Annotated in this window: 17 protein-coding genes; 15 read left to right on the top strand and 2 right to left on the bottom strand. The window is 69.1% G+C overall.

The window, feature by feature from the left end; genetic code table 11:
• Nucleotides 1-17 precede the first annotated feature (17 nt).
• Genes AQZ52_RS05645 through AQZ52_RS05595 form a run of 11 tightly spaced genes read left to right on the top strand, consistent with a single transcriptional unit; the run spans nt 18 to nt 8,456 of the window.
• Nucleotides 18-1,481: a hypothetical protein gene (locus AQZ52_RS05645; protein ID WP_067907148.1), complete on the top strand. Its 1,464-nt coding sequence runs from the start codon at nt 18-20 to the stop codon at nt 1,479-1,481.
• A gap of 31 nt (nt 1,482-1,512) precedes the next feature.
• Nucleotides 1,513-2,115 (top strand): flagellar basal body-associated FliL family protein, encoded by a 603-nt coding sequence (locus AQZ52_RS05640; RefSeq protein ID WP_067907146.1) that lies wholly within the window; start codon nt 1,513-1,515, stop codon nt 2,113-2,115.
• A gap of 14 nt (nt 2,116-2,129) precedes the next feature.
• Nucleotides 2,130-3,014 carry a FliM/FliN family flagellar motor switch protein gene (locus tag AQZ52_RS05635; protein WP_067907144.1) on the top strand — a complete coding sequence of 295 codons (885 nt, stop codon included), beginning with the start codon at nt 2,130-2,132 and terminating at the stop codon, nt 3,012-3,014.
• A 26-nt stretch (nt 3,015-3,040) separates the two neighbouring features.
• The gene (gene fliN, locus AQZ52_RS05630) at nt 3,041-3,295 is read left to right on the top strand and encodes a flagellar motor switch protein FliN (protein ID WP_067907142.1); all 255 of its coding nucleotides are present in this window, start codon (nt 3,041-3,043) and stop codon (nt 3,293-3,295) included.
• 5 nt (nt 3,296-3,300) lie between these two features.
• A complete protein-coding gene (locus AQZ52_RS05625; RefSeq protein WP_067907140.1) occupies nt 3,301-3,570 on the top strand; it encodes a flagellar biosynthetic protein FliO in 270 nt (89 codons plus the stop codon).
• A gap of 10 nt (nt 3,571-3,580) precedes the next feature.
• Nucleotides 3,581-4,381 carry a flagellar type III secretion system pore protein FliP gene (gene fliP / locus AQZ52_RS05620; RefSeq protein ID WP_067909510.1) on the top strand — a complete coding sequence of 267 codons (801 nt, stop codon included), beginning with the start codon at nt 3,581-3,583 and terminating at the stop codon, nt 4,379-4,381.
• Nucleotides 4,381-4,653: a flagellar biosynthesis protein FliQ gene (gene fliQ, locus AQZ52_RS05615; RefSeq protein WP_067907138.1), complete on the top strand. Its 273-nt coding sequence runs from the start codon at nt 4,381-4,383 to the stop codon at nt 4,651-4,653. Before fliP ends, fliQ begins: the two co-directional genes overlap by 1 nt.
• Before the next feature lie 7 nt (nt 4,654-4,660).
• Nucleotides 4,661-5,452: a flagellar biosynthetic protein FliR gene (fliR, locus tag AQZ52_RS05610; protein ID WP_067907136.1), complete on the top strand. Its 792-nt coding sequence runs from the start codon at nt 4,661-4,663 to the stop codon at nt 5,450-5,452.
• Between the two features lie 11 nt (nt 5,453-5,463).
• Nucleotides 5,464-6,609 (top strand): EscU/YscU/HrcU family type III secretion system export apparatus switch protein, encoded by a 1,146-nt coding sequence (locus AQZ52_RS05605; protein WP_067907134.1) that lies wholly within the window; start codon nt 5,464-5,466, stop codon nt 6,607-6,609.
• A gap of 30 nt (nt 6,610-6,639) precedes the next feature.
• A complete protein-coding gene (gene fliD, locus AQZ52_RS05600; RefSeq protein ID WP_067907132.1) occupies nt 6,640-8,079 on the top strand; it encodes a flagellar filament capping protein FliD in 1,440 nt (479 codons plus the stop codon).
• Nucleotides 8,079-8,456: a flagellar export chaperone FliS gene (locus AQZ52_RS05595; RefSeq protein ID WP_067907130.1), complete on the top strand. Its 378-nt coding sequence runs from the start codon at nt 8,079-8,081 to the stop codon at nt 8,454-8,456. The genes fliD and AQZ52_RS05595 overlap by 1 nt, the downstream gene beginning before the upstream one ends.
• Before the next feature lie 6 nt (nt 8,457-8,462).
• On the opposite strand, the gene AQZ52_RS05590 is transcribed toward AQZ52_RS05595, so the two are convergent.
• Nucleotides 8,463-9,284 carry a cobalamin B12-binding domain-containing protein gene (locus AQZ52_RS05590; RefSeq protein WP_169793717.1) on the bottom strand — a complete coding sequence of 274 codons (822 nt, stop codon included), beginning with the start codon at nt 9,282-9,284 and terminating at the stop codon, nt 8,463-8,465.
• Nucleotides 9,285-9,612: 328 nt separating this feature from the next.
• The gene (locus tag AQZ52_RS05585) at nt 9,613-10,644 is read right to left on the bottom strand and encodes a chemotaxis protein CheB (protein WP_067907126.1); all 1,032 of its coding nucleotides are present in this window, start codon (nt 10,642-10,644) and stop codon (nt 9,613-9,615) included.
• Nucleotides 10,645-10,846: 202 nt separating this feature from the next.
• Here AQZ52_RS05585 and AQZ52_RS05580 point away from each other — a divergent pair, with 202 nt between their 5' ends.
• From AQZ52_RS05580 to cheB, 4 genes are read left to right on the top strand one after another with little or no spacing between them, the layout of a single operon-like run.
• Complete coding sequence (locus AQZ52_RS05580; protein WP_067907124.1) at nt 10,847-11,122, top strand: chemotaxis protein CheX; 276 nt, start codon at nt 10,847-10,849, stop codon at nt 11,120-11,122.
• On the top strand, nt 11,119-13,290 hold the full coding sequence (locus AQZ52_RS05575; RefSeq protein WP_067907122.1) for a chemotaxis protein CheA: 2,172 nt from the start codon (nt 11,119-11,121) through the stop codon (nt 13,288-13,290). The genes AQZ52_RS05580 and AQZ52_RS05575 overlap by 4 nt, the downstream gene beginning before the upstream one ends.
• Before the next feature lie 5 nt (nt 13,291-13,295).
• The gene (locus AQZ52_RS05570) at nt 13,296-14,156 is read left to right on the top strand and encodes a CheR family methyltransferase (protein ID WP_067909507.1); all 861 of its coding nucleotides are present in this window, start codon (nt 13,296-13,298) and stop codon (nt 14,154-14,156) included.
• A complete protein-coding gene (cheB, locus tag AQZ52_RS05565) occupies nt 14,153-15,214 on the top strand; it encodes a chemotaxis-specific protein-glutamate methyltransferase CheB (protein WP_067907120.1) in 1,062 nt (353 codons plus the stop codon). The genes AQZ52_RS05570 and cheB overlap by 4 nt, the downstream gene beginning before the upstream one ends.
• The last annotated feature ends 4 nt before the right edge of the window (nt 15,215-15,218 follow it).

Below are 15,218 nucleotides of genomic sequence, written 5' to 3'. Positions count from 1 at the left end.
AGGACTGCCGCCCCGCCATGACCGTGCCCGCATCCGCTCTGCTTCCCGGCCCCGCGGCCCCGGCGTCCGCTCAGGCCGCCGGCGTGGCTCCGGCCGTGTCGGCAGCCCTGCCCGGCACGCCGTCCTCCGAAACCGCAGGCTTTGCCGCGCATCTGGCGCGCGAGGTGCCTGTTGCCCCCGAAGCATTGTTCATCGCCGCGGTGAAAGCGCTTGCCCCCACCTCGGCCCCCACCTCGGCCCCAACCCCGTCCGCCGCACCCAGCGCCGCATCGCCGGAAGAGCCGGCCATCACGCCCGACCTCCCGGCAGAACCCGGCAAGGCCTTGCCGCCCACCCGGCAAAAGCCTGCCGCATCGCCTGCCGCGCTGATGCTCGCCGTCCGCCAAGGGCTGGTGGCCGCCCCCGCACAGGCAGACGACACGGCGCAGCCCCCGGAAACCGACGCCCCAGGCCAGCCCACGGCCGCCGATGCCCCGCCCGGGCTCGCCCCCGTCCTCACGATCGCCCCTGTCCCTGCGCTTGCCATGCCGGCGCTGCCACAGCCCGTCGCGGGCGCCGCGCCCAAATCTGCCCGGCCCGAACAGCGCGCCAGCCTCGCGGCACCGCGCCCGGCAACCGTTGCGGCGACAGTGCCCCCCGCAACAGTTCCCACCGCAGCCGTCACGGCAGTCCCCACGGCAGTCCCCATTGGGGCCGCAGCCTCGCAGACCGCGCAAACCGCGCACCCTGCCGCTTTCGCGGTCGCCGGCCTCGTGTTCGAACGCGAGGCTGCCGCCGATTCTGCGCCGCAGACCGCCACTCCGGCGGAAGGTTTGCCCGAAAGCGCCGGCCAGAACGCCGCGCGCGCGCAGCCGTCCACGCTCGCCGCGCTGACGGGAGCCCCGGCGCCCGAACGCCCCGCCGCGCGCCGGCTCCCCGCCGAGACCGAACGCGCGCTGCCCACCGCGAAAGCTGCCGCCCTCCCGGTTCCCGAAACCGCCGGCGCGCTCGCGCAGGCCCTGCCGTCCACCGCCGCGGTGACCGCACCGCAGGCCCCCTCCACTGCATCCACTCCCCAGCCGATCAGCTTCGACCAACTCGTCGATTCCATCGCCCGCGCGCGCGACGGGCTTGAGCCGGCGGGCCCTGTTTCCGTCGCCCTGCGCCATACCGAGTTCGGCCGGATTTCCCTGCGCATCGAAGGCGATGCCACCGGCCTCTCGGTCGCGATGGCGAGCCCCGATCCCGCCTTTGCTCCAGCCGTTGCCGCCGCGCATGCCGCTGTCGCGGCGGCGGAACCGGGGCGCCCTGCCCCCGGCGATCACCGCGCCGAAACGCCCGGCCAGAACCCTGCGCAAGGCCAGACCCCCGCGCAAGGGCAGAGCCAGTCCGGCGGGCAACAGCGCCAGGGGGCCTACGGCCCGGCTCCGCAGCGTCCTTCAGCCAACCCCGCGCGATCGCCCGCGCCCGGCACCGAACGCCGCGGCGGCATCTTCGCCTGATCCCATTCCGCAACACCCGTAAGGACCCTCGATGAGCGACAAGAAGGACAAGGACGCCAAGCCCAAGAAGAAAGGCGGCGGCATGATGCTCAAGGTCGGTGCCGTCGTCGCGCTGCTCGGCGCGGGTGGCGGCGGCGCTTATGGGCTTGTCGCGGCCGGGATCATCGGTGGCGGCAGCCACGGCAAGGAACACGAGGACAAGAACCCCAAGCTCATCCGGAAGGGTGAGGAAGACCCCTACGCGCCTGCCGCCAAGGAAGGCGAGAAGGGCGGCGAGGGCGGCGGCAAAGACGTCGAGGGCGAGGGCGGGAGCGAATACCGCACCGCCTATTTCAGCTTCACCGAAGATTTTACCTCTAATCTCAAGGATTCGGACCTCCTTGTGCAGGTCAGCCTCGCCTGCTCGACCCACCGTGATTACCGCGTGATCCTCTGGCTGCAGAAACACGAACTCGCTGTCCGCTCGGCCCTGCTCACCGCGATCGCCGATACCCCGGGCGAGGAAGTCCAGTCTGCCGAGGGCAAGGCCCGCCTGCAGAAGCGCCTCGTCGCCACGATCAACAAGGTGCTCACCGATACCGAAGGCTTTGGCGGGGTCGACGCCGTCTACTTCAAGACCTTCATCGTCCAGTAGCCGCCGCCCGCCCGATGAAACCCGAACGCCCCCTCGTCGCCCAGCGGCCGCTCGCCCGCCACAGCGCGGCGCTGCTCCGTCCGGCCCCTGCCGTGGCGGAGCTGCTGCCCTTGCTGGCACGCGCGGGTGACAGTCTCGCGCGCAAGCTGCGCCTCGCGCTCGCGCCGGTGCATGGCGGCGAGGCGGCCATGGTCGAATGCAGCGCACCGGCTGAAATGACCGCGGCCTCCTTCGCCCCGCCCGGTCTCGTCTCGATCAGCCTTCTCGCCGCGATCGCCGATGGCCAGCCCCTGCTGTCCGCCGTCGAGGGTGATACCGTTCTGCGCCTGCTCGACCGGGCATTCGGCGGCCCCGGCGACGCCCCTTCCCCGCTCCCGCGCGAACTGCCGCTCTCGGCGGAACTCATGGTCCAGCGGATCGATACGCTCGTCGGCCCGCCCCTCGCCGCCGCGCTCGGCCTCGAGGGGCCGATCCGCGTGCTGCGCCGCGCCGGTTCGATGGCCGATCTTGGCGCCATGGCCGAGGACGCCCCGCTCGCCGTCCTGACCTTCTCGATCCGCGAAGGCGCGCGGCCGCCATGGACGCTGCGGCTCGGCTTTCCGATGGCGGCGCTGGCCGATCTCATCGGGGCCGCGCAGGCCGCGCCGAAACCTGCCGTGCGCGCCGAACCCGCCAGCCCGCTCGATCCCCCCTTCGCCGAAATGCCGCTCACCCTGCGCGCGGTGCTCGTCGATGTGCCGCTTCCGCTGGCCACGCTTTCCGCGCTCGAAGTCGGTCAGGTTCTTGCCGTCCCGGTTGCGCGCAGCGTTCCCCTGCGCATCGGCGAAGCGCTTGTCGGCCATGGCACCATTGGCGCGGTGGACGACCGCGTCGCCCTTCAACTCACCCAGCTCGCCTGATCCGGCGGCCCATCCAGGATGCCCTCATGACCTTCCAGACCCGCGGCTTCGAATTCCTCAAGGACGTCGACGTACGCCTTACCGTCGAACTCGGCCGCACCGAGATGAAGCTCAAGGACGTGCTCTCGCTCACCGAGGAAAGCGTCGTCCTGCTCGACCGGCTCACCGACGAACTGCTCGATGTCATGGTCAACGGCAAGCTCATCGCGCGCGGCGAAGTCGTGGCGCAAGGTGAACGGTTCGGGCTGCGCATCGTCGAGCTCGTCGGGCAGGAAGGCTAGGGCCGGTGGTCTGGTACCTTCTCAAGCTCGCCGTGGTCCTCCCGCTGATCGTCGGCGCGGCCTGGGCCAGCCTCAATTTCGCCCGCCGCATGGAGCAGCGCTTTGGCCCCGCCGGCGGCCAGCGCAGCGTGAAGATCATCGAGACACAGTGGCTCGGCCCAGGGCAGCGCATCGCAGTGCTGGAATTCCGTGGCCGCGAGATTCTCGTCTCGGCAACCAAGCAGGGGCTCGTGCGCCTCGCCGAAGTGCCCGCGCGCAGCGGCGCGGAGGACTGATCCGGTGAAGATCAAGCCGCTCCTCCTCTTCATCGCCGTGCTCGTGCTCGGCCTCGCACTCCCGGCCCACGCCGCCGATGCCGCCAATGCCGCCGCCGCACCCGTCGCGGCCCCCACCGGATCCGCCATCCCCGGCGCGCTCGACCGCGCCTTCGGCCAGCTCGCGGGCGCGCAGTCCGGGGGCACGCTCTCGCTCTCGCTGCAACTCCTCCTCATCATGGGGCTGCTCACCATCCTGCCCAGTCTCGTGCTGATGATGACGAGCTTCACCCGCATCCTTGTCGTCCTCGCGATCCTCAGGCAGGCGCTCGGGCTCCAGCAGTCGCCCCCCAATCAGGTGCTGATCGGGCTGTCGCTGTTCCTTTCGCTCTTCGTCATGGCCCCCACGCTCGACAAGGTGAATGCCAGTGCGATTGCGCCCTATTCCGCCGGCACCATCAACGCCGAACAGGCCATCGCCGCCGCGGGCACCGAGTTTCACACCTTCATGATCCGCCAGACGCGCGAGCACGATCTCCAGATGTTCGCCAGCATGGCCAAGGCGCCCAAGTTCGCGAAGACCACCGAGGTCCCCTTCTCGATCCTCCTCCCCGCCTTCGTCACCAGCGAGCTCAAGACCGCGTTCCAGATCGGCTTCATGCTGTTCCTGCCGTTCCTCGTGATCGATCTCGTCGTCTCTTCGGTGCTGATGAGCCTGGGCATGATGATGATGTCGCCCACGGTGGTCTCGCTGCCGTTCAAGCTCCTCCTCTTCGTCCTCGTTGACGGCTGGGCGCTCCTCATGGGCAGCCTCGCGGCGAGTTTCGGCTGATGAACGACACCGCCGCCCTCCTCGCTCTGGCTGACCGGATGCTGTGGGTCACCGCGCTCGTCGCGGCCCCGGTGCTGCTCGCCAGCCTTGCCGTCGGGCTCGTCGTCGGCGTGGTCCAGGCCGCCACCTCGATCAACGAACAGACGCTCACCTTCGTCCCCAAGCTCGCCGCGATCGCCCTCGTGCTGGTCCTCCTCGGCGGCGCGATGATGGGCCTGATCGGCGATTTCCTCGTCGAGATCTTCGCCCAGATCGCGCAGACTGGGAAGTGACGGGGCCATGATCGCGCTCCACTTCGGCTTCGGCGCGCTGGAAGCGGAATTCTGGCGGATGATCTTCGTCATGACCCGCATCGGCGCCGCGCTCCTCGCTGCTCCGCTGTTCGGGGCAAACTCCGTGCCCATGCAATTGCGCGTCAGCCTCGCCGGGGCCATCGCCGTGCTGGTCTGCGCCTGGACACCGGTTGCCGCACCGTCCGCGCTGTTCTCGCTTTCCGGCCTGCTCATCACCGCGCAGGAAATCCTCATCGGCCTCTCGCTGGGCTTCGTTCTCCAGTGGAGCTTCGCCGCACCGCTGATCGCCGCCGAAATGATCGGCGGCGCGATGGGCATGAGCATCGCCTCCACCGCCGATCCCGTCAGCGGCGCGCATTCGCCCGTGCTCGGCCAGTATTTCTCGGTGCTGCTGACCGTGCTGTTCCTCGGCCTTGGCGCACATCTCACGTGGTTCGCGCTGATTGTCGAAAGCTACCGCGCCTTCCCCCCCGGCACCGCATGGTTCACGCCCGAACGCATGGCGCTTGTCGCCGGCTTCGGCACGCAGATGCTGATGGCGGTGATCATGATCGCGCTGCCGGTCACGTTCCTTCTGCTGCTCGTGCAGGTGATGACCGGCGTGATCAGCCGCTCGGCGCCCAGCCTCAATCTCTTTTCGCTGGGGCTCCCGGCCGGCGTCCTCGCCGGCATCGCCGCCTTGATCCTCACCGCCCCGCTGCTGACCGACCGCCTCAGCGACCTCTCGCTCGCCGCCGTCACCCAGGCTGCCCAGCTGATCGGCCCGAAGCATGGCTGAAGAAACGCGCGATGGCTGAAGAAACGCCGGGCGAAAAGACCTTCGCCCCCACCGAAAAGCGCCGCACCGACGCCGCCAAGAACGGCGACGTCCTGCGCCCACGCGAACTCGGCATCGCCGTCAGCGTCCTTGCCGGCGCGGCCTGGCTCCAGTTTGCCGGCCCGTGGCTACTCACCAGCCTCCAGCGCACCGCCCGCGCCGGCCTCGTCTGGGACCACGCCAGCCTCGAGCGCTTCGATGCCGCCCCGCTGATCCACGCCGCGCTCCTCACCGCACTGCCGCCCGTCCTCACCCTTGGCGGTGTGCTGATGGCCGCCGCGCTGATCTCGCAACTCGGCCTTGGGGAAGGCCGCTGGGTCGGCGGCAACCTCGCCCCCAAGGCCTCGCGGCTCAATCCGGTCTCCGGTCTCCAGCGCATGTTCGGCCCGCAAGGCTGGATCGAGCTGGCCAAGGGCCTCGCCAAGCTCGCGCTCCTCGGCACCATCGCCTTCGTGTGGCTCAAGGGCCGCCTCCCCGCGATCGCCGACCTCGGCAATGGTGAACTGCGCGGCCAGCTGGCCTATAGCTGGGATGCGCTGCTGGCCCTGCTCTATGCGCTCGGCGGCGGCCTCGTCGTGATCGCGCTGGTCGATTACCCGGTCCAGTGGCTGCGCCGCATGATGCGCCTCAGGATGTCGCTGCAGGATCTCAAGGACGAGAGCAAGGAAAGCGAAGGCTCGCCCGAACGCAAGGCCGCGATCCGCCAGCGCCAGCGCCAGATCGCGATGGGCGGCCTCGCCAAGGCGATGAAGGAAGCCCAGTTCGTCATCACCAACCCGACGCACTACAGCGTCGCTCTCGCCTATGATCCGGAGAAGGCCCCCGCCCCCGTCGTGCTGGCCAAGGGCCGCGGCGAAAAGGCGCTGGCAATGCGCGAGATGGCCGCCGAACTGGCCGTCCCCACGCTGTCCTCGCCCGCGCTCGCCCGCTCGATCTACTTCACCACGCGCGAGAACCAGATGATCCGCGAGGAACTCTACGCCGCCATCGCCGCCGTGCTCGCCTTCGTGCTGGCCCTGAAGCGCGGCGATGCCCCGCCGCAGCCGCAGGTCGATGTCCCCCTCGCGCTTCGCTTCGATGCCGAAGGCCGACCCGAAGCCGCCGTCCCGGCCGCTTAACTCGCCTGAAAATCCGCCGTTCTAGAAAGCATGGCCACCACGTCCGCAACCTCTTCGACTTCGGCCACCGCCAGCCTGGTGTCCACGCTCGGCGCGGGCAGCGGCATCAACATGTCGCAGCTGGCCGAACAGCTCTCCGCCGCGCAATATGCCGCGCGGCTCGATCAGATCACCGCGAAGACGGACAAGATCACCACCCAGATCTCGTCGGCCTCCACGCTCAAGTCGATGATCTCCAGCCTGGCATCCTCGCTGGGCGACCGTGTGCGCACCGGCGATCTCGCCGCCACGCCGCAGATCGCGAACAGCGCCGTCGCGCAGGTCAGCAAGGGCGCCGCCACCGGGCGCGGCACCACCACGCTCGAGGTCACCTCGCTCGCCAAGGCGCAAACCCTCGTCACGCCCCCCGTCGCTGCAGAGACCACCCCCGTCGGCGCAGGCACGCTCACCTTGCGCTTCGGCACCGTCAGCGGCGGCACCTTCTCCGCCGATACGGTACGCGCCGCGGTCGATGTCACGATCCCCACCGGTGCCACCCTTGCCGATGTCGCCGCTGCCATCAACGCCAAGGGTGCGGGCGTCACCGCCTATGTCGCCACCGGCACCGGCGGCGCGCAGATCGTGCTCAAGGGCGAGGACGGCGCGGCCAACGGCTTCGTGCTCGAAGCGGCCGAAAGCCCAACCGAACCCGGCCTTGCCGCGCTGGCCTGGGACCCCTCGGGCGATGCCACCCGGCTCAAGGCTCCGGCGACCGACGCCGCCTTCCTGCTCGACGGCGTGGCGCGCACGGCGAAGACCAACACCGTCACCGATGTCGCCCCCGGCCTTTCGCTCAAGCTCACCGGCACAAACTCGGGCGCGCCCACCACGATCAGCTACAGCGATCCCGGCAGCGCCATCACCGGCGCGATGCAGGACCTGACCGCCGCGCTCAACGAAATGGTGGGGGAACTCAACAAGGATACCGACCCCACCACCGGCGTGCTCAGCAACGATCCCGGCACGCGCGCCCTGCGCCGCCAGCTCACCACGCTGGCGAGCGCGCAGGTCATGCCCGCCAACGCCACCGGCGCGCCCACCACGCTTGCCGATCTCGGCCTCAAGACCAATCGCGACGGCACGTTCGCGCTCGATACCACGCGCCTCGCCGCCACGCTGAAGCGCGATCCCATCGGCACCGGCGCGATGTTCACCAACGGGCTCTACGGTGTCTACGCCAGCTTCGACAAGCTCGCCCGCACCGTCGGTGCCGCCACCGATCCCTCCTCGCTCGGCGGCACGATCGCGCGGCTCACCAAGCTGCAGACCACGCTCGGCACGCAGAAAAGCGACATCACCACCAAGCAGGAAGACCTGCGCCAGCGCCTCGTCTCGCGCTTCGCCAAGCTCGATACGAACATCAGCGGCTCGAAATCGACGCTGTCGTTCCTGCAGGCCCAGATCAACGCGTGGAACGGGAAGAGCAACTGATGCTGCTGCGCAAGGACCCCGGCGAAACCTACCGCCGCGTCGATTTCGACGCACGCGTCAAGGGTGCCAGCTCGCTCCAGCTCGTCGCGCTGTGCCTCGAACAGGCCGCCGGCTCGCTCGGCCGCGCGATCTACGCGCAAAGCCGGGGCGACAACGCCGCCAAGAGCGCCGCGCTCACCCGCGCCGTCGCCGCGATCACGGCCCTGGAACTTGGGGTCGACACCTCGAACCCGGTCGGCCAGCCGCTGCTCCAGCTCTATCAGGCGGCGCGCCGCACCATTCTCGACAATGCCCTGCGCTTCGATGCACCCCAGCTGGAAACGATCCGCACCGATCTCCTCGATATCCGCGAGGCGATGCTGGGCACCGCGAACTGAACCTCCTCAGTTCGCGGTTTTCAGCACCATCTCGTCAAACAGCTTCTGCGCCATCAGCACCGCCGTCGGCGCATTCATCGCGGTGCCGTCCGCCCCCACTTCCAGCGCCAGCGCGGGATTCGCGGCAAAAACCGGGCCGCCCACCATCACCGCGATCATCTGGTTGCGCGATTCCCGCCGGATCAGCCGGATCGTTTCTTCCAGCGCGGGCAGCGAGCGCTCCGAACCGACCGTCAGCCCTGCCACCGCGTACCACCGCGCACCGACGGCTCTCGCGATTTCGGCGGCGGTGCGGTCAAACGCGGGCGCAACGTCCCAGCCTGCGCCTTCCAGAAAGCGCAGCACCATGTTCGCGCCGAACGAGTGCTGATCCCCCGGCGTCATCGCCATCAGCACGGTGCGGCGGGTGTCGAGCTCCGGCAGCAGGTGCGAACCGTTGAACATGGCCAGCAGCTTCTGCAGCCGCGCCACGCCCAGCGTCACGTCGATGAAATCGCATTCGTCCTGATCCCACAGCTGGCCCAGATAGCGGGCTGCGGGTTCGAGCAGCTCGACAAACAGCGTTTCCATCGAAAGCCCGCGGTCGCGCAGCACCAGCACATAGCGTGCCGCCGCCTCCAGATCGCTGCCCAGCACGACATGCGCGAGGCCCGAGATGTCCGAGCTGCTCGGTGCCAGGGCCTCGACCACCAGCTCTACGGGCGGCGCATCGGGAAGAACTTCGGTATGGAGCCGCAAGAGCTGCGGAATGATCCGATCGGCGACGACCTCTGCCAGCCGCGCCTGCCGCACGGCCACATCATCGCGGCGGTACACGTCGGGAGACACGAAATGCGTCTCTAGCCGTTCCAGCCCTCGCCGGTCGATTACCGGCACCGCAACCCTTGCCGCCCGTCCCATGGCGAAAATCCCCCAACGCTCACAAATGCTTATGAGTCGCTCGCCACTAAAACACCACAGCAGACCGACCCTGTCGAGCGCCGTTTCCGCGTATTCCCCTCCCTTTCGTGCGAGGGATGCTGATTCGGACGATTGCAGGAGAAAAAAGCGCAGCCCCGCGCCCGCGGCAAAAAGAGAGGCCCGCCCCCGCACGCATGGCAGGAACGGGCCCGAGATGGCGCTTTTCAGGGGATGAGCGCCAGGGGTATTCGTGTGATCAGCCGATCGCGCAGGCCTTCAGCACCGCTGCGCCCAGATCGCCGAGACCAACCTCGCGGGTCGCGGCTTCAAGTTCGATGGCGGCCGTCGGGGCTTCGGCCACCATTGCGGTCGCGCGGTCCTGCACCAGGGTATCGAGCCCCGCGTCGCGCATCAGCTTGAGGCCGCGCGCACCGTCGCTGCCCATGCCGGTCAGCACCGTGCCGACGGCGGGCACCGCGCCGCGCGCGATCGAGCCGAACAGGAGATTGGCGGAAGGCCGCACGCCATCCACCGGATCGCGCGCCATCAGGCGGAGCTTCGCCGGCTGGCCGGGTTCGACCACCACATGCCGTTCCGGGTCGGCCGCGATGTGGATCGTGCCGGGGCTCAGGCTCGCACCATCCTTGGCGGCGCGCACGTTACATTTGAGATCGGTGTCCAGCCGCTTGATGAAGGTCTCGACCACCATCGGCTCGGCCTGCAGGCACACCACGGTCGGCGGGCAATTGGCCGGAAACTGCGAGAGGATTGTCGTCAGCGCGTCGATCCCGCCCATCGAGGCGCTGAACGCGGCGATGCGCCCGTTCCATTCGAAAGGGGCATCGGCCGCACTCTTGTGCTCGGGCCGCGCCTTGCGGTCGTGCACATTGCTGTTCGCGGCGGCAAGCACGATCTTGCCGAGCTTGCCCACCGTCTTGCTGAATTGCTCGGGCGTGGCCTTGAGCGGCTTGGGGAAGCATTCCACCGCGCCCAGTTCATAAGCCTTGAGCGAGGTTTCGGTGCCGGCCTGGGTGAGGCTGGAGAGCATCACCACCGGGAGCGGATTGGTTTCCATGATTTCGGCGAGGAACTCGATCCCGCTCATCCCCGGCATCTCCACATCGAGCGTGATGACATTGGGCTTGAGCTCGGCAATCTGTTCCCGCGCGGCACCGGCATTGGCGGCAACGCCGACAACGCGGACGTTCTTCGCCTCGTCCAGAATGTCGGAGAACAGCGCGCGCATCGCGGCGGAATCATCGACCACGAGAACCCGGGCTTCGTGCATGGAGAGGCTGACCTTCCTGATCTTCGCGCCGGTGCATCGGCGCCTGTGCCGCCGTGCTAGCGCGGTCCTTCCCAGCAAATCCTCCTCACCGCGTTAAGTATCTCACCGTAAGGTCGGGGCAAGGCGACCTTTGCCGCTTGCCGCCTATGCCGGTTGGGACAGCGTGCCCCCACCCCAGGGGCCAGCGAGGGAAACCGCCTCTATGCCGACGATCACCCTGCCCCCCCGGTGCGACCGCGCCGCAGCCGAGGCCCTGCTGCCCGAAATGGTGGCCGGGCTCGGTTCGGGCGCGCTCCACATCAATGCGCGCGAGTGCACCCAGATCGGGCAGGCCATGCTCCAGCTTCTCGTCAGCGCGCGCCGCACCGGTGATGGCGCGGTGATCGAGCCGTCCGACCACTTGCGCGAAACCGCGCGCCAGCTCGGCCTCGAAGCCGAGCTTTTCGATGAAGCCGGTCATGTGGGAGTAGGGGCATGAACGCCGAGGAAATCCAGGCAATCTTCTTCGCCGAGTGCGAGGAATCGCTGGCAGCGGCCGAATCCGGCCTCGCCGCCTGCAAGGCCGGCACGCAGGATGATGACACCGTCAACGCGGTGTTCCGTGCAGTCCACTCGATCAAGGGCGGCGCGGGCGCCTTCGGCTATGTCGCGCTGCAGGCCTTCACCCACACGTTCGAGACGTTGCTCTCCGATGTGCGCGAAGGCGCGGTTGCAGTGACCGAACCGCTCGTCGATCTTCTGCTGCGCGCGCTTGATACGCTGTCCGACCACGTCGGCGCCGCGCGCGGCCTTGCCGAGGTGCCGGACGATGTCGGCCTCCTTGCCGAGCTGACCGCCGCCCAGGCCGCCAACGCAGGCGCTGCTCCCGCGCCTGTCCCTGCTGCCGAACCCGCCCCCGCTGCCCCCGTGGCTGCCCCTGTGGCTGCCCCCGTGGCCGCATCGGCAGACGACGACACCGGCAGCGATCCCTTCGATCTCGACGCCATGCTCGACGATATCACGGGCGCGATGGACACCCCCGCTCCGGCCCCTGCCTCCGCGTGGCTGCTCAAGGTCCGCCCCCACGCCGGCGCCATGCGCAACGGCGGCGAACCGCTGCTCCTGCTGCGCGAGCTGACCGCGCTCGGCGCGCGCTGCATCGAATGCGATTGCGGCGCGGTTCCCCCGCTCGATACGCTGGATCCCGGCACCGGCTATCTCGGCTGGACCTTCTCGCTCGACGCCGATGTCAGCGAGGCGAGCGCGCGCGATATCTTCGAATTCGTCGGCGATGATTGCGGCCTTGATGTTGGCAGCGATGCGCCGATGCCCGCCGTCCGCCCGGCCCCGGCCCCGGTGCCGGTCGCAGCGCCCGCCGCGCCCGCGCCGGTCGCCGCTGCCGCAGAGGCTGGCGGCATGGCGCCCGCTCCCGCCGCCGCCGCGCCTGCACCGCCTGCGCCGCCTGCCCTTGGCCAGTCGATCCGCATCGAACTCGGCAAGCTCGACAAGCTGATCGACGCGGTTGGGGAACTCGTCATCGCACAGGCGATGATGGCGCAGCGCCTCGCGGGCGATGGCCTCGCGGTGAAGGAGGAGCTCACCATCCTCGAAGGGCTCACCCGCGACATCCAGGAATCGGCGATGTCGATCCGCGCCCAGCCGATCGGCTCGGTCTTCAGCCGCGTGCCCCGCATCCTGCGCGAACTCACCGCCACCACCGGCAAGCATGTCCGCCTCGAAGTCTCGGGTGAAAGCACCGAACTCGACAAGACCGTGATCGAGCGCCTGGGCGAGCCGCTCACCCACCTCATCCGCAACGCGGTGGACCACGGCATCGAAAGCGCCGAGACGCGGATCGCCGCCGGCAAGCCTGCCGAAGGCACGCTCACCCTCTCCGCCGAGCACCGTTCGGGGCGCATCCTCATCCGCATTGCCGACGACGGCGCGGGCATCAACCGCGAGCGCGTCTTTGCCAAGGCGGTCGAGAAGGGCCTTGTCGCCCCCGATGCCCAGCTCTCGAAGGAAGAGATCGACCACCTCATCTTCGCCCCCGGCTTCTCCACCGCCGCGCAGATCACCAACGTTTCCGGCCGCGGCGTCGGCATGGATGTCGTGCGCCAGAACGTGAAGGAACTGGGCGGGCGCATCACCATCGACAGCGAGCCCGGCTCGGGCACCACCTTCACCCTCACCCTGCCGCTCACCCTCGCCATTTCGGACGGCATGGTCGTCAACGTGGGTGACCAGACGCTCGTCGTGCCGCTGGCCAACGTCGTCGAAAGCCTGCGCCCAACCGAGGCCGAAGTACAGGGCCTCGGCGCACACCGCGCGATGATCAACGTGCGCGGCAAGTTCATCCCGGTGCTCCCGCTCCATGCCGCCGTCGGCGCGCAGGGCGCGATCGAGCAGGCGCATGAAGGCGTGCTGATCGTGGTCGAGACCGAAGGTGCGGGGCGCGCGGCCCTCCTCGTCGATGCGATCTGCGATCAGCGCCAGGTCGTGATCAAGAGCCTCGACACCCACTACCGCTCGGTTGAAGGTGTCTCGGGAGCCACCATCCTCGGCGATGGGATGGTCGCGCTGATCGTCGATGTCGACAGCCTCGTCGCGCGCAGCCTCTCCGGCCAGAGCCTGAGCCCCGTACAGTCGCTGGCCGAAGCTGCTTGACCGCCATGCTGGCTCCTCCCGAAACGCTGCCGGGCATCAGCCCCGGCATCTACAGCGCGGCAGACTTTGCTGCGGTGAGCGAGATCGCGCACCGCGAGGCCGGCATCGTGCTGGCCGAGGGCAAGGCCATGCTGGTCTATTCGCGCCTCGCCCCGCTGGTGCGCGATTCGGGCTGCGCCACGTTCGGGTCCTACATCCTGCGCATCCGCGAGGACGCCGAGGAGCGCAATCGTGCGATCATGGCGCTCACCACCAACCACACTTTCTTCTACCGCGAAGCGCATCACTTCGAGCACTTCGCGAGCCACGTGCGGCCTGGCCTGCTCGAAACGCTGGGGCGCGGCGGCAAGGTCCGCCTGTGGTCCGCCGGCAGCTCGAGCGGGGAGGAAACCTGGTCGCTGCTGATGACCCTGCTGGGCCCGGACCGCGCCGCCGGCGAGCACCTTGCGCGCGGCGATGTACGCCTGCTCGCCAGCGACATCGCCGCCCACGCGCTGCGCAAGGCGGAGGCCGCGCGCTACCGCACCGAGGAGCTGAAAGCCGTCCCCGAGGCGCTCGTGCGCGCCTGGACGGTGCCCGCCGGAGAGGAAGCCGAGATCGCCCCGGCCGTGCGCTCGCTGGCCCGCTTCCGCACGCTCAATCTGCACGGCCCCTGGCCGATGCAAGGCAAGTTCGATGTGATCTTCTGCCGCAACGTGATGATCTATTTCGACAATCCCACCAAGGAGCGCCTTGTCGCGCGCTTTGCCGAAGCGCTCGTGCCCGGCGGCTGGCTCTATGTCGGTCACAGCGAACGCGTGACCGGCCCCGCGCTCCAGTTGCTCGCCACGGCGGGCCCCACCATCTACCGTCGGAGCGAGGCATGAGCCGTACGACCAAGCCTATCCGCGTCGTGATCGTCGAGGATTCCGCGACGATGCGCGCCATCCTGCAGGCCCGCTTCGAGCGCGAGGACGATATCGTCGTAGTCGGCGCCGCGGCCAATGCGGCGGAAGGCCGCCAGATGATCCGCGAGCTCGATCCCGACGTGGTCACGCTCGATGTCGAGATGCCCGGCATGAACGGGCTCGATTTCCTTGAGAAGATCATGGCGCTGCGCCCCACGCCGGTCATCGTCGTTTCGGGCTCGACCCATGAAGGCGCTGAAACCACTGCACGCGCGCTCGCGATCGGCGCCGTCGGCTGCTACGCGAAGAGCGAAGGCGGCGGCAGCTACGGGTTCGACGATCAGGGCCGGCTTGCCGATCTCATCCGCGATGCATCGAAGGTGCGTTTTGTCACGCGGCCCGCACCTCCGCCGCCGTCCACGCCGCCGCGCACGTCCACCGCGCCCCGCAGCCCGGCGCTCACCGAACGCCCGCGCCTGATCGCCATCGGCTCCTCCACCGGCGGCGTGGAAGCGCTTCAGGTCCTGCTTGGCGGCTTTCCCGCCGATTGCCCGCCCACGGTGGTCGTCCAGCACATTTCCGCGCGCTTTGCCCCGGCCGTCGCGCGCACGCTCGATCAGTCCTGCCCGCCGCGTATCGTGATTGCAGAGCCCGATCTGCCGCTGCTCGATGGGCATGTCTACATCGCGCCGGGCGATGAACGGCACTTCACCGTCGGCGGGCGCAGCGGTCATCTCTACCAGCGTCTGCGCCGGGGCGAGCCGGTTTCCGGCCACCTCCCCAGCGTCGACGTGCTGTTCCACTCGGTTGCCGAAGTGGTCGGCGCGGGTGCGGTCGGCATCCTTCTCACCGGCATGGGGACCGATGGCGCAGAAGGCCTTCTGGCGCTCGCCCGGACCGGTGCGCGCACCATCGCGCAGGACGAGGCCACCAGCACGGTGTTCGGCATGCCCCGCGCGGCCATCGCGCTCGGCGCCGCCGGCGTCGTCGCACCGATCGGCACGATCGCGCGTCACGCTTTCAGCAAGGCGGCCTGATCCG

The sequence above is a fragment of the Novosphingobium fuchskuhlense genome, assembly GCF_001519075.1.
In the GTDB taxonomy this organism is placed as follows: Bacteria; Pseudomonadota; Alphaproteobacteria; order Sphingomonadales; family Sphingomonadaceae; genus Novosphingobium; species Novosphingobium fuchskuhlense.
The sequence above is the reverse complement of the archived record's forward strand: the minus strand, read 5'-3'. Positions and strand labels throughout refer to the sequence as shown.

Excerpts from the sequence above, each read along its gene's own strand:
- AQZ52_RS05645 (WP_067907148.1), top strand. The coding sequence starts at position 18 with ATGACCGTGCCCGCATCCGCTCTGCTTCCCGGCCCCGCGGCCCCGGCG.
- AQZ52_RS05640 (WP_067907146.1), top strand. The coding sequence starts at position 1,513 with ATGAGCGACAAGAAGGACAAGGACGCCAAGCCCAAGAAGAAAGGCGGC.
- AQZ52_RS05635 (WP_067907144.1), top strand. The coding sequence starts at position 2,130 with ATGAAACCCGAACGCCCCCTCGTCGCCCAGCGGCCGCTCGCCCGCCAC.
- fliN (WP_067907142.1), top strand. The coding sequence starts at position 3,041 with ATGACCTTCCAGACCCGCGGCTTCGAATTCCTCAAGGACGTCGACGTA.
- fliQ (WP_067907138.1), top strand. The coding sequence starts at position 4,381 with ATGAACGACACCGCCGCCCTCCTCGCTCTGGCTGACCGGATGCTGTGG.
- fliR (WP_067907136.1), top strand. The coding sequence starts at position 4,661 with ATGATCGCGCTCCACTTCGGCTTCGGCGCGCTGGAAGCGGAATTCTGG.
- AQZ52_RS05605 (WP_067907134.1), top strand. The coding sequence starts at position 5,464 with ATGGCTGAAGAAACGCCGGGCGAAAAGACCTTCGCCCCCACCGAAAAG.
- fliD (WP_067907132.1), top strand. The coding sequence starts at position 6,640 with ATGGCCACCACGTCCGCAACCTCTTCGACTTCGGCCACCGCCAGCCTG.
- AQZ52_RS05595 (WP_067907130.1), top strand. The coding sequence starts at position 8,079 with ATGCTGCTGCGCAAGGACCCCGGCGAAACCTACCGCCGCGTCGATTTC.
- AQZ52_RS05585 (WP_067907126.1), bottom strand. The coding sequence starts at position 10,644 with ATGCACGAAGCCCGGGTTCTCGTGGTCGATGATTCCGCCGCGATGCGC.
- AQZ52_RS05580 (WP_067907124.1), top strand. The coding sequence starts at position 10,847 with ATGCCGACGATCACCCTGCCCCCCCGGTGCGACCGCGCCGCAGCCGAG.
- AQZ52_RS05575 (WP_067907122.1), top strand. The coding sequence starts at position 11,119 with ATGAACGCCGAGGAAATCCAGGCAATCTTCTTCGCCGAGTGCGAGGAA.
- AQZ52_RS05570 (WP_067909507.1), top strand. The coding sequence starts at position 13,296 with ATGCTGGCTCCTCCCGAAACGCTGCCGGGCATCAGCCCCGGCATCTAC.
- cheB (WP_067907120.1), top strand. The coding sequence starts at position 14,153 with ATGAGCCGTACGACCAAGCCTATCCGCGTCGTGATCGTCGAGGATTCC.